General features: G+C 43.5%; 10 protein-coding genes and 1 tRNA gene. 5 read left to right on the top strand and 6 right to left on the bottom strand.

The features are described 5' to 3' along the window. Nucleotides 1–17: 17 nt before the first annotated feature. Together der and DQQ10_RS02460 are read right to left on the bottom strand one after the other, a co-directional pair. A complete protein-coding gene (der, locus tag DQQ10_RS02465; protein WP_112745201.1) occupies nt 18–1,328 on the bottom strand; it encodes a ribosome biogenesis GTPase Der in 1,311 nt (436 codons plus the stop codon). 114 nt (nt 1,329–1,442) lie between these two features. After that, nucleotides 1,443–1,515: transfer RNA gene (locus DQQ10_RS02460), tRNA-Met, on the bottom strand. Nucleotides 1,516–1,853: 338 nt separating this feature from the next. Between DQQ10_RS02460 and era the strand changes: the two genes are divergently transcribed. Continuing rightward, nucleotides 1,854–2,738, top strand: coding sequence for a GTPase Era (gene era / locus DQQ10_RS02455; protein WP_112745200.1), 885 nt, complete (start codon nt 1,854–1,856; stop codon nt 2,736–2,738). A gap of 89 nt (nt 2,739–2,827) precedes the next feature. On the opposite strand, the gene DQQ10_RS02450 is transcribed toward era, so the two are convergent. After that, entirely contained in the window at nt 2,828–3,325 is a 498-nt protein-coding gene (locus DQQ10_RS02450) for an acetyl-CoA carboxylase biotin carboxyl carrier protein subunit (protein WP_112745199.1), read from the bottom strand. Between the two features lie 411 nt (nt 3,326–3,736). Between DQQ10_RS02450 and DQQ10_RS02445 the strand changes: the two genes are divergently transcribed. Together DQQ10_RS02445 and DQQ10_RS02440 are read left to right on the top strand one after the other, a co-directional pair. Next, nucleotides 3,737–6,202, top strand: a complete 2,466-nt coding sequence (locus tag DQQ10_RS02445) for a TonB-dependent receptor (RefSeq protein ID WP_112745198.1) — start codon at nt 3,737–3,739, stop codon at nt 6,200–6,202. Nucleotides 6,203–6,294: 92 nt separating this feature from the next. Continuing rightward, on the top strand, nt 6,295–7,167 hold the full coding sequence (locus tag DQQ10_RS02440) for a geranylgeranylglycerol-phosphate geranylgeranyltransferase (protein ID WP_112745197.1): 873 nt from the start codon (nt 6,295–6,297) through the stop codon (nt 7,165–7,167). 12 nt (nt 7,168–7,179) lie between these two features. Here DQQ10_RS02440 and selD read toward each other — a convergent pair whose 3' ends face one another. After that, entirely contained in the window at nt 7,180–8,211 is a 1,032-nt protein-coding gene (gene selD, locus DQQ10_RS02435) for a selenide, water dikinase SelD (RefSeq protein WP_112745196.1), read from the bottom strand. 55 nt (nt 8,212–8,266) lie between these two features. Between selD and DQQ10_RS02430 the strand changes: the two genes are divergently transcribed. Both DQQ10_RS02430 and DQQ10_RS02425 read left to right on the top strand, forming a co-directional pair. Further along, nucleotides 8,267–8,659 carry a GxxExxY protein gene (locus tag DQQ10_RS02430; RefSeq protein ID WP_112745195.1) on the top strand — a complete coding sequence of 131 codons (393 nt, stop codon included), beginning with the start codon at nt 8,267–8,269 and terminating at the stop codon, nt 8,657–8,659. 154 nt (nt 8,660–8,813) lie between these two features. Further along, on the top strand, nt 8,814–9,119 hold the full coding sequence (locus DQQ10_RS02425) for a hypothetical protein (RefSeq protein WP_112745194.1): 306 nt from the start codon (nt 8,814–8,816) through the stop codon (nt 9,117–9,119). A gap of 76 nt (nt 9,120–9,195) precedes the next feature. On the opposite strand, the gene mnmH is transcribed toward DQQ10_RS02425, so the two are convergent. Continuing rightward, a complete protein-coding gene (mnmH, locus tag DQQ10_RS02420) occupies nt 9,196–10,200 on the bottom strand; it encodes a tRNA 2-selenouridine(34) synthase MnmH (RefSeq protein WP_165823774.1) in 1,005 nt (334 codons plus the stop codon). A gap of 46 nt (nt 10,201–10,246) precedes the next feature. Beyond that, complete coding sequence (locus DQQ10_RS02415; protein ID WP_112745192.1) at nt 10,247–12,907, bottom strand: DUF5686 and carboxypeptidase regulatory-like domain-containing protein; 2,661 nt, start codon at nt 12,905–12,907, stop codon at nt 10,247–10,249. Between the last annotated feature and the right edge of the window lie 6 nt (nt 12,908–12,913).

The following is a 12,913-nucleotide window of genomic DNA, read 5'->3' as shown; positions in this document are numbered from 1 at the left end:
CAAGGGGGTAATAAAATTTATTTTTTCCTAAAGATTAAGCGCACCGGTACCCCGTCGAAGTCGAATTTCTCACGGATTTTGTTCTCCAAGAACCGCTCATAAGACTCGTGGATATACTGTGGCAAGTTGCAAAAGAATGCAAACGATGGAAACCGCGCGTTAACCTGAGTTACATACTTGATCTGAATGTGCTTGCCTTTTGTTGCTGGCGGTGGGTAGTGAAGTATCTCAGGCAGCATAGCGTCGTTGAGCTTCGAAGTGGCAATCTTCTTGGTCTTATTTTCGAATACCTGAACAGCTTTTTCCATTACCTGAAAAATCCGCTGCTTTTCTAAAACTGAGACGAACATGATCGGAATGTAATCGATCGGAGCAAGCTTATCCAGGATATCTTTCTTAAACTTGTCGGCAGTCTTGGAATCTTTCTGCACCAAGTCCCACTTGTTAACCATGATCACCATGCCCTTGCCCTGACGGTGTGCCAAGCTGATGATGTTCACGTCTTGTGATTCCATACCACGCTCAGCGTCGATCACTACAATTACCACGTCACTTTCTTCGAGTGTGCGTAGGGAGCGAAGAACGGAATAGAATTCAATGTCTTCTTTTACCTTTCCTTTCTTACGAATACCAGCCGTGTCGATGAGGATATATTCCTTACCGAACATTTTATAATGTGAGTGAATAGCATCACGTGTTGTGCCTGCTTCATCGGTAACAATACATCTTTCTGTTCCCAGCAATGCATTTAAGAATGAAGATTTGCCGACATTAGGTCGACCCAGTATTGAAATTTTCGGAATGCCTGCATTAGGGTCTTCAATACCTTCTTCTGGAAAAGTCTTGATCAATTCGTCGAGAAGTTCACCGGTGCCGCTTCCGTTCTCTGCAGAAATAGGGAAAATTTCGGCGTCTAATCCCATCTCATAGAATTCGGTTGCGAGTAATGTTTTATCAGGCGTATCGGCTTTGTTCGCGGCGATGAAAATAGATTTTTTGGAAGCACGTAGGATGTTGGCGAAATCTTTATCGAAGCCCGTCAATCCATCGCGGCAATCGACCATGAAGATCACCGCAGAAGCTTCGTCGATGGCAAGTTTTACTTGGTCGCGGATGGCTGATTCAAATTTGTCTTCTGAGCCAACCACATATCCGCCCGTATCAATGACAGTGAAAAATTTGCCGCACCATTCTGCATATCCGTAGTGACGATCACGAGTCACACCTGGCATGTTATCCATGATTGCCTGACGTTTTTCGATCAACCGGTTAAAGAAAGTCGATTTCCCGACGTTAGGTCTTCCCACAATTGCTACAATGTTTCCCATGATGCCTATGATTATGTCGATCCTGACTGAGCTTGCTGCTGGAATTAGCAGGAATGAATTTAATAAAGTTTGTAAACAAAGAAGGCGACCTTTTGAGTCGCCTATCTTTTCTAGTAGCGGGGACAAGACTCGAACTTGTGACCTTTGGGTTATGAGCCCAACGAGCTACCAACTGCTCCACCCCGCGATGTATTTTTTTTGAAAGGCCATCTGCCGTTCACTATTTTTCTTTTTGACTTGAACTTGTGTCCGCCGTGGCGGATATGAGCCCAACGAGCTACTCCCGATTTTTATCGGGACTCACCCCGCGATGTATTTTTTTTGAAGGGCCATCTGCCGTTCACTTATTTTTTCTTTTTGACTCGAGCTTGTGTCCGCCGTGGCGAATGTTTTCAACTTCTGTCGTAAAATCGCGCTTTCGCGAATTTGGCCGTTTGTTTATGCTGCTATTCACAGCTGTCATTCAAATGGTTTGCAAAAGTAGATCGATCAGAGTTAAAAAACAAATACCTTTGCAAAATCATTATGGAAAGTTCATTTAAATCAGGATTTGTAAGCATCGTCGGAAAACCGAACGTCGGAAAATCTTCACTCATGAATAAACTCATGGGAGAAAACCTTTCCATCATTACAGCAAAAGCTCAGACGACGCGTCACCGCATCATGGGAATTTTGACAGGAGCCGATTATCAGATAGTTTATTCTGATACACCTGGAATTCTCGAACCAAAATACTCTTTGCAGGAAGCGATGATGAGTTATGTGAAAGTGTCGCTCGAAGATGCTGATGCAATTCTATTGGTTGTTGGTTTGGAGGATAAGTATGAACCAGAACATTTTGATCGTTTCAAACTTCTGCAAACACCCATTCTCCTCGTGATCAATAAAATTGATCTTGGAAAAGGATCGCAGGCGTTTGATAAAGCTGCCTATTGGAAAGAAATGCTGCCGAATGTAAATGATATTGTGACCGTTTCTGCCAAAACAGGTGAGCACGTTGCAGACTTGTTGCCAAGACTATTAGCGCTGATGCCTTTTCATCCACCATTCTTTCCTTTGGATGAGTACACCGATAAGACGGAGCGATTTTTTGCATCGGAAATTATTCGTGAGAAGATTTTTCTTAACTACGAAGAGGAGATTCCTTACAGCACTGAAGTAGCGATCACCGCCTTTAAAGATGAGCCCGATATCATTCGCATCAGTTCTACTATATATGTAGAACGCGATAGTCAGAAAGGAATTCTTATTGGCAAAGCTGGAAGCTCATTAAAGAAAGTCGGAATGGAAGCGCGAAAAGACATGGAGAAGTTTTTCGGTAAAAAAGTTTTCCTCGAAACGCACGTGAAAGTTGCCGGCAACTGGAGGAAAGAAAAACACAAGCTAAGACACTTTGGATATCTAGAGTAGCGGCTCCTGGGCTTGCAGCTAGAGGCTTGTAGCTAGCAGCCTGTCTTTTAATTAAGATGGCTACCGGTTATCGTAATTGATAAATCTGCTTAAAACTCTATCAGCACGTGCCCCTTCTCAACGCTTTGGCCTTTCTTCACTTTCACACGCTTCACAACACCTTCGCCTGATGATTTGATGATGTTCTCCATCTTCATTGCTTCCAGAATAAGCAGTGGGTCATTTTGCTTTACCGTGTCGCCTTCTTTTACTTTCAGATCGATAATGAGTCCCGGCATGGGTGCACGCAGATTATTAACTTTGTTGGAAGCACTGTTATTCATACCCATTTGTTCAAGGAGCAGATCAAATTTATCCTTGAGTGTAATCTGGAAGTTTTTTCCGTTGAGCTTGATCGTAAAAGCTTTAGTAGCATGATCGGCCTTCACTACCTCCGCGCGAAAACTTTTGTTGTCGACGATCAGGTGAAAGTGATTCTCGCCAATTTTCGCCAGGTCCCATGACAGTGGTTTCCCGTTAATGATAAACCCTTCATCATTTGAGGAGATCTCAAAAACTTCATTGTTGTCGACTGTAGCTTTTACCATAAGCGAATTGTAAGTCGGTAAAGTTGCAAAAAAAACAAACACAATACGTTAGGTATTGGGCATTGGGTTTTGGGTATTGGGGGATTAGGCATTGGGGGATTGGGTATTGGGGATTAGGTACTGGGGATTAGGTATTAGGCATCGGTGGATTGGGAGATTGGGTATTGGGGTATTGGTAGATAAGTATGAGCCGTCTGCACACCAACACATCAACACTTTTTTATATCTTTGTGCCGTTCCAGAAATCTGGAGTAGGGGTGCCTTAATATCACGGGCTGAGATTATACCCAAAGAACCTGATGCCGGTAATGCGGTCGAAGGGAGGAGGCAGATGCCGGTATGCACCGGTTGGTTAAAACAGTAGCAATTCATTCCCCGACGAATTGTGGTTTAAGCCACGACGAAACACATATGTTAAAATTTTTCAGCGCAGCACTTTTTGTGTTGCTGGTCACGCCAGTATTGGCACAAAACTTCACGCTATCAGGCGAAGTGCGAGATAGCAAAAACAAGAAGGCTCTAATCGGAGCCACGGTCCGCCTATCTGAAAGCGGGATAGTAACAATCACGGACGCATTCGGGCAATTTGAGTTTCGAAAGCTTTCGGCGGGTAGCTATACAGTTGTAATCACATCGATTGGGTATGAAGAAAAAACGGAGCGCGTCGACCTGACTGCAAACGCCGAAATTTCTATCACGCTGAATGACAATTTTATTGTCACCGACGAAGTGGTTGTTCTCGCCACGCGGGCCGATGACAAAACGCCTACGACCTTTACCAATGTTGGCAAGAAAGAAATTCGTGATCAGAATTTTGGACAAGACCTTCCATTCTTGTTGAATTGGACGCCGTCTGTTGTAACAACGTCTGATGCAGGAACGGGTATCGGCTACACCGGCGTGCGTATCCGCGGAAGCGATGCAACACGAATCAACGTAACCATCAATGGTATTCCTTATAATGACAGCGAATCGCTCGGTACATTTTGGGTTGATATTCCGGATATCGCATCGTCATCGCAGAGTGTTCAAATTCAACGCGGGGTAGGGACATCTACAAATGGCGCGGGTGCATTTGGTGCGTCGATCAATCTGCAAACCAATACACGCAATGACTTGCCTTATGCTGAAATAATTTCCTCCGCAGGTTCCTTCAAAACATTCCGAAATACTTTAAGCTTTGGAACAGGACTACTTAAAGATACCTGGGTGATTGATGGAAGAATTTCGAACATATCATCGGATGGTTATATCGACCGCGCGTTTGCTGACTTGAGATCGTATTACTTTTCAACAGGTTTTTATCGTGGCAACACAATGTTAAAAGCGATCGCATTTGGTGGCCATGAAAGAACGTATCAAAGCTGGTATGGTGTGCCGCAGTCGCGCTTGGAGAATGACGCTGATGCGATGGCAGGCACGATTGGCAATGAAGGTTGGAATGATGCACAGGCGGAAAACCTGTTAAACTCCGGTCGAACTTTCAATCCGTACACCTACAAAGATCAGGTTGATGACTATGGGCAAAATCATTATCAACTTCATTTTTCGCAAAAGCTTGCTACCGCGCTGACGTTGAATACATCATTGCATTACACGAAAGGGAAAGGATATTATGAGGAATATAAAGTTGATGACGGCATCGAAAATTATGGCGTCGATTATCCGATCATCAACGATGATGATGAACCTTCTGACAACGATACAATTTTCTCTACCGATATTATCAGAAGGAGATGGCTTGATAATGATTTCTATGGGATAACATTTGGATTAAGTTATGAAGCCGACAAGTTGAGTTCTGTATTGGGCGGTGCATGGAATCGTTATGAAGGTGATCACTTCGGAAAAATACTCTGGGCCGCAACGACTATCGCTCCCATCAATCATAAGTACTATGATAATTTCGGCGACAAGCGCGACTACAATATCTACTGGAAAAACACCTATCAATTCAACGCGAAGCTGTCTGGTTATGTTGATGTACAATATCGCGGCATTCAATACACCGCATCGGGAATCGAGAACAAGCAAAATGCATTAAATATTAATAAGACATTCGACTTCTTTAATCCGAAAATAGGTTTTGTGTTCTCACCATCGGTGTCACAGCAACTCTACGCATCATTGAGTGTGGCGAATCGTGAACCCGTTCGTGATGACTTTGTTGATGCTCCTGGTAGTACACCGAAACCGGAGCGGCTCATCAATGTAGAAACCGGTTATCGGTTCACCGGAAAAAACTACATGATTCATGCGAACTACTACCTCATGGACTACACAGATCAACTCGTATTGACGGGCGCTGTTAACGACGTAGGTGCGTCGGTGAGAACGAATGTTGATAAAAGTTATCGCATGGGAGTAGAGCTTGAAGGTAGCGTGAAACTATCGCGTCGATTCTTGTGGAATGCCAATGTTACGTTGAGTAGAAATAAAATCGCGACGTTTACCGAGGTGCTTTACGACTACGTTAGCGAACCTGCGGAAGTGAAGACCGCAACGGTCGACGATACGGACATTTCATTTTCTCCGTCTTTAATTGCCGGGTCATGCATCACGTACATGCCAGCGAAGGGATTTGAAGCGACGTTGCTTAGTAAATATGTTGGAAAGCAATACTTGGATAATACTCAAAATGATGAGCGGACGATTGATGCGTATTTTGTAAATGATATCCGCTTGAAGTATACTATTTCTACCAACATTGTCCGTCAGATCTCTTTTAGCCTTCTGGTGAACAATGTATTCGATGAGGTTTATGAATCGAACGGGTATACTTGGGGGTATTTGTATGATGGCGACCACTACCGTGAAAACTATTATTTTCCTCAGGCTGGTAGGAATTTCATGGGTATGCTAACGTTGACGTTCTAATTATTTCAATAAAGTCCGGGTTTTCACAACGAAGCCCGGACTTTCTTTGCTTGGTTTATCGAACCCGTTGTTATTTTTGCCGTTCATCCATTATGGCAAATCTAGGAACGTCCCTCAGCGATTTCGTTACCTCCCTGCTGAAGCTTACACGCTTTGGTAACCTTGTCATTATTGGTCTCGCGCAGTACTTCACGGCAGGTTTCCTTGTCGGGCGTCACACGCTAAACGATCCGCTCCTTTTCTTGCTGTCGTGTTCAACCATTTTGATTGCCGCCGGAGGCTATGTCATAAACGATTATTACGATGTTAAAATTGACTATATCAACAAACCTGATCGCGTTGTTGTCGGTAAAAAAATTCCACGTAGACATGCGATTCTCTTTCATGTCATTCTCTCGGGATTAGGTATACTCATCGGTCTTTATATCTCCTGGGAGACGAAGTTGCTTCGAATTGTCGCCGTGAATGTGATGTCAGTATTTTTGCTGTGGTTCTATTCCAATAATCTCAAGCGATTGCCGTTTGTTGGAAATCTTACCGTGGCGTTTCTTACGGGCCTTTCTATCTTGATCGTTGACGGACTGTATCGCACAGGAAGCGCACTTATCGTCATTTATTCCAGTTTTGCCTTCTTCATGACGCTCGTCCGCGAAATCATTAAAGACATGGAAGATCTAAAAGGCGACAATACTTTCGGATGTAAAACACTGCCAATCATTTGGGGTATTCGCAAGACGAAATTTTTTATCTACGGTATTCTTGCTGTCTTTGCCTTTATCGTTGTTGTGCTGAATTATTTTTACAAACCCCTGCCATTCTCCTATTTCGTGATCTTTTTATTTCTGCCGTTGTTGTGGATGCTATATAGACTCATTCGCGCTGACATGAAAAAAGATTTTTCAGTGCTAAGCACATTCTGCAAATTGATCATGTTGCTGGGAATTCTAAGTATGGGATTATTGTAAACATCACATCGATCAGATCACATCGATTAGCACATGACCATGGTTCGATAACTTCCCGAATGGTTTGAGATCATAACCATGATGGGTTGCTATCGTTTCAAAATCGTTTTGATGTTTGGGATCGATCGTGATCAAGAGTCCACCACTCGTTTGTGGGTCGGCGAGGATGGCCCGCTGAGTATCACTGATTGATGAAATCTTGCTGCCATAGCTGTCCCAATTTCGCTGGGTTCCACCGGGTGTACTTTTTTGCTGGATGTAGTGATCGAGAAAATCGAAGATCGGAATGTCTTTGAAATTTATCTGTGCACTAAGATTGCTTCCTTCACATACTTCGGCGAGGTGACCAAGCAAGCCGAACCCTGTCACATCTGTCATCGCATGAACATAAGGTAACTTGCCTGCCTCTGCACCAAACCAATTCAATGTCGTCATGCTTTCGACCGCCTGATCGTAATGTGCCGCTGTCACGATTCCCTTTTTCTGGGCTGTGGTGATGATTCCTATGCCAAGTGACTTCGTTAAATAAAGTAAGTCTCCTGCTCGCGCCGTGTCATTGCGTTTCAAATTTTCTTTTTGCAAAGATCCCGTTACTGCTAACCCGAACACTGGCTCAGGGCAATCAATACTATGACCACCAGCAAGTGGAATTCCTGCCTCAAGACAAATTTTTCGACTTCCTTCTAAAACGTGTTTAGCAACTTCAGGTGCTATCTTATTAATAGGCCATCCAAGTATAGCGATGGCCATTAATGGTGTTCCGCCCATGGCGTATACATCGCTGATAGCGTTAACAGAGGCAATAGCGCCGAATGTCTCCGAATCGTCAACGATAGGCATGAAGAAGTCTGTGGTGCTCACGATGCAGTTGCCATTACCCATGTCGAACACTGCGGCATCGTCCTTCGATTCATTTCCTACCAGAAGATTAGAAAACATAGTCTTCGGAAAATCGGAGTGAAGAATTTTTTCAAGAACAGCGGGCGAGATTTTACATCCACATCCTGCGCCATGACTGTATTGGGTGAGCTTGATTTCGTCCATGGAATAAAGTTAAAGCTTTGTCATTATTTTAATGGTTAAAATTAAAAACCGTTGTATGCAATTTGAAAAATTAGATGCTCTTCAGGAGCAAATCGGAAGAACAGTTGTTGCTTCCGCAATTAAAATCCATTTGGATTTAGGTCCAGGACTTCTTGAAAAAATCTATGAAGTTTGTTTGACGCATGAACTTCGCAAGGCAGGTTTTCGCGTACGAAGGCAAGTCGAGATCCCGATAAAGTACGATGGTATCGTCTTCGACGAGGGCCTGCGACTGGACCTGTTGGTGGATGAATGCATCATTATCGAAGTCAAGGCGGTTGACACTGTAAACCCGGTCTGGCAAGCGCAAGTACTTAGTCATTTGAAGTTAACAGGTTTTCGCTTGGGCTTTCTCATAAATTTCAATGTTCCCCTAATGAAAGAGGGAATCCGTCGTTTTGTTTTGTGACTTAATCGGCTTGCTGGAAAGACAACCGCCATTTGATTTGCGTACACAGTAAGTTTAGCCACGAGAAATCACAACGTTCACGAGGGATTGCCGAAGTACTGCCTTGTGTTCCTCGTGCTCTTTTGTGGCGATTGAATTATGCTATCTATTCAGCGTGCATAAATTTAGCCACGAAGAACACAATGTTCACGAGGGAATGCCGAAGTACCGTCTTGTGTTCCTCGTGCTCTTGGTGGCGAATGAATTCTGCTATCTATTTAGCGTGCATAAGTTTAGCCACGAAGAACACAATGTTCACGAGGGGATGCCGAAGTACTGCCTTGTGTTCCTCGTGCTCTTTGTGGCGATTGAATTATGTTATCTATTTAGCGTTCATAAGTTTAGCCACGAAGAACACAATGTTCACGAGGGAATACCGACGTACCGCCTTGTGTTCCTCGTGCCCTTTGTGGCGAAATGAATTTTCTGCTATCTATTTGGCGTGCATAAGTTTAGCTCGAAGAACACAATGTGCATAAAGGAATACCCTTGTTTAGCTACATCAATTGCGCAGTAACGAAGTCAACAGATTCTCCAGTCCAGGTAACCTTCGAGATTACTCGACTTAACTTCTTATCGAGGTTATTCCGATATGCCTTATCATAATAGGTAAGCAGGATATCGATCGTTGATGCCATATCTCCTTCAAGTAGTTTTTCCTTCGCTGCATTGAAATGTTGGCCACCTAATTTTTTAATCACCTTTGTCATTGCTTCTAAAAATTGGTCGCGATTGGATGTTCCGTATTCGTTAACCAAACGTTGTACACGAATCTCTTTCGCTACATCGATTTCAATCACCGGACTGTTATTCATCTGGCGCCATAACGGTTGAGGAATGAAAATTTTTCCAATGGCAATTGATTCATCTTCTATCCAAACTCTTTTTGATGGGTCGAGTGTAAGTATTTTTTCGAAGAGATTATTTTGAAATTGCTCGGTGCTGGGTTGTGGCGGCATCATCAGTCCTCCGAACGCAGATCCTTTGTGTGAAGCCAGCGTCTCCAGGTCAATTACTTGTTCGCCTTGAGATGCTAGCGCTCTCAAAATTTCACTTTTGCCACTTCCGGTGCTACCGCTTAACAATGTGATTTCAAAACGTTGCTCAAACGACATCAACGCAGCTTGCCGATAAGCTTTGTATCCACCTTTAAGTTGATGTGTTTTTTGCCGCGCCATGCCTACGAACTGGCAAAAGTTATTAGAGCGCATTCCGCCACGCCAACAATGAACAATAAACTCTTCGCCGACCTCTTGCGCAGCGTCAATGATTTCAGGAAGACGCGGACCAACCAAACGGAATCCCGTTCTTATCGCTTCTAGTTGTCCTTTCTGTTTGTAGTCCGTTCCAACGGCAACACGTTCGGCGTTGTTGAGAATAGGGATGTTGAGCGCTTGCGGAATATGTCCTGATTCGAACTCACCCTCCGAGCGCACATCGATCACAGGAAACTGTTTTCGGAGCTTAAAAAAATCTTCTATGTCGATACTATGCGTTGCCACGACGTCATACATTAACGAACACTAAACGATAATGACAATAACATACTTAGTCATTAAAGTTAACAACAATATTTGTAGCAATGCCAATGCGGAATCCGTAATCGAGAAATTTGCCATCGAGAAAAGATGCAGCCGCTTCAAGGCGGAAGATTCTTAGTATTCCATTGATGGAATAACCAAGCTCTGTATAATTTTTTGACGCCGGTGTAGCCAAGTAATTGACGAATACATTTTCGCGAATGCCCATCATGCGGATGAATGGAAAACGCGTGGCGAGAAATTTACGGAATTGGTAGTGTGCACTGCCGGCGAAATACGCCCCATCGGCATCGGTGCTATACTGATAATAGTCGAGTAAACGGAAGCTTCCTACTGGATCGGAAGTACTGAAAGGCGTTTTGTTTCCAAGGAAGTGTTTGTAATCCATGAAGTACATTTGCTCGCGGGTGAGGAATGTGCCTGCGCGAAGGAGGTAATCGAAAGTGCCGCGAACACCTACCTTAAACTGATGTCTTATCCCAAGCTCTACTTGTTTAAAATCCACATCGCCTCCAAGCGCCGGTATGCCTGAGCGATAGTCGATCATAAATGTCGGCGATGAATTCTCAATTTCTTGACGACGATCATTTCGCTTTTTGAATTTTAACCATGGTCGTAATGTGACATTAGCATGCCCTACAAATGCTTCATGGTCGGGGAAACCTGTATTGCCAAGCTCTTCGTTCACGGGACGATTTTGCGTGTAGCCGTCTACGTTCTTCCAATCAATGAGTTTCCAATTGGTGTTGTTTTGCAACTCATGTCGCTGCGACCATGACCCATCAACCGACACGCTTACATAATCAGAAATTCTCCGTGTGTATTTCAGGTCGATATAACGACGCTCATAAATTTTCATGAGATTTTTTTCCATGAACAACGTAGTAAAGTCGTTGACAATAGGAAGTATTGGTTGATCGCCGTTATATTGTTTGATATATCGCCCACCATCGGCAACGAATTGATGCTTTTTGTTTCGAATATTGATTCGCAGGTAGCCACTTCCTACCTCGCGCGCGAATGCATATCGGAATGCGGGTGTTATCGTGATTCTCGTTTTTGCTGAATCCTGACGGATAGTTCCGAAGGAAACTTTGTAAACAAAATTCCAACCTTCAACCGTATTAAATCCTGGCATGGGAAAATGAATTTTGAAATTCGAATGCTTGCCAACTTTGTAGCTGTCACCTAGGATTAGGTCGGTAATTTGAAACCCTTTGTGTTTTGATGTCTTAACGGTGTCGCCCACTTCTTTCTTTCGCTCGATCACGGCCATGCTATCCGATTTTTGATAGCCTTTCACTTCCTCTTGCGTTAAGGGAATTGGACGCAGTGCATTCCAGTAGGTAGAATCTTTTTTGTACGCACCACTATCAATTTTGAAAGTCGTCTCATACATTACTTCCGGTTCTTTCTGCTTCTTCTGCTCTTCCTTTTCATATTCCTTCATTAGAGACTTCAATTCTTTACGCGTAATCTCTTCACCAGAAGCTAATCGTTCCTGTAATTTAGATTGATCGGGCGACGTCTTTGATTTCGGTTGTGATGCATTTTTTTGCTGTATTGTTTTGGCTACTTGTTTTTCAATTTTTTCGTCAATTACTTCCATCTTTTTGGGCTCGACATACAGCGCTGGATTCAATTTGATTTTATAATCGCTAATGGTTGCGAGGTATTTGAATTCAAATTCGAATCCGAAAACTTTTCCATCGATCTTGAATTGGTGCGACACGGGTAGCCAAGCTTTTTCTTCGATTGGAGCATACACAGATTTCATGTTAACATCGATCCCCAATTTCTGCGTGTGGATGTCGAGGCTATGAATACTCCACCAGTCCTCAACAATGCTAATGACACCATCGATGACGTTATCCCCCTTTGATCGCGGGATGATTTTGATTTTGCTTACCGTATAGTCGCGATCGGTGTAACTTCCGATGTACTCGAACTTGTAATAAGAAAATGCCTTTGGAGAAAGTGGCGATACAATTTCAGCAATGACCGGTTCATAAAAGCTTGCATTGATAAATTGGTTGGGAGATGTGTTCCCGTCTTTGCCATCGCTACGAATAGAGATTACTTTTTCTTCAAATTTGTTAGGGCGTGTAAATTTTATTTCACTTACCGATTCTGAAATATAGACTCGACCTTTTTCGACGCCAGCTTTTTGAAGTTGACGTTTTGCAAGCCACGGGTAATCTTTCAATTTACCCGCGCCTTTCATGTAGACACGCGCTGCGTAATTGTCGAGTTGGTTTCGATGATAGTTTGCTTTGGCAATTGCCTTTCGCATAATCGTGTAGGCAGGATCTTCGCCGTCGCCGCCGACAACAACTTCTTTCAGCATAAATTCTTGTGGCGTTAGCGATACATCTAAAGTGATGAATTTCCCCGCTTCAACCATCACTGTGCGCACGACGGTTTTGTAGCCGAGGTGCTGAAAGACAAGATCGTATTGGCGTGGCGTGCCCGTGATTTCGTATTGACCTTCGGCGTTCGCTGCGACACCGGTACCAGTTTGTTTGACGAAGATCGTCGCGAAGGAGAGTATCGTTCCGTCATCTGATTTGATCGTGCCACGAATACCACTTACAGGCGTTTGAGCAAGTGTGGTGAATGAGAAAAAAAGGAGGGAAAGAAACGTAATGTTTCGTAAATTTTTTTTCAAGCGATA

It is taken from the genome of Pseudochryseolinea flava (assembly GCF_003286915.1).
Taxonomy (GTDB): domain Bacteria; phylum Bacteroidota; class Bacteroidia; order Cytophagales; family Cyclobacteriaceae; genus Ohtaekwangia; species Ohtaekwangia flava.
This window is presented reverse-complemented; position numbering and strand designations above follow the sequence as displayed.

What these genes read in the sequence shown, in the direction of transcription:
- selD (WP_112745196.1), bottom strand. Translation starts at nt 8,211, where the DNA reads ATGGACGAAATCAAGCTCACCCAATACAGTCATGGCGCAGGATGTGGA.
- DQQ10_RS02440 (WP_112745197.1), top strand. Translation starts at nt 6,295, where the DNA reads ATGGCAAATCTAGGAACGTCCCTCAGCGATTTCGTTACCTCCCTGCTG.
- DQQ10_RS02430 (WP_112745195.1), top strand. Translation starts at nt 8,267, where the DNA reads ATGCAATTTGAAAAATTAGATGCTCTTCAGGAGCAAATCGGAAGAACA.
- era (WP_112745200.1), top strand. Translation starts at nt 1,854, where the DNA reads ATGGAAAGTTCATTTAAATCAGGATTTGTAAGCATCGTCGGAAAACCG.
- DQQ10_RS02450 (WP_112745199.1), bottom strand. Translation starts at nt 3,325, where the DNA reads ATGGTAAAAGCTACAGTCGACAACAATGAAGTTTTTGAGATCTCCTCA.
- der (WP_112745201.1), bottom strand. Translation starts at nt 1,328, where the DNA reads ATGGGAAACATTGTAGCAATTGTGGGAAGACCTAACGTCGGGAAATCG.
- DQQ10_RS02445 (WP_112745198.1), top strand. Translation starts at nt 3,737, where the DNA reads ATGTTAAAATTTTTCAGCGCAGCACTTTTTGTGTTGCTGGTCACGCCA.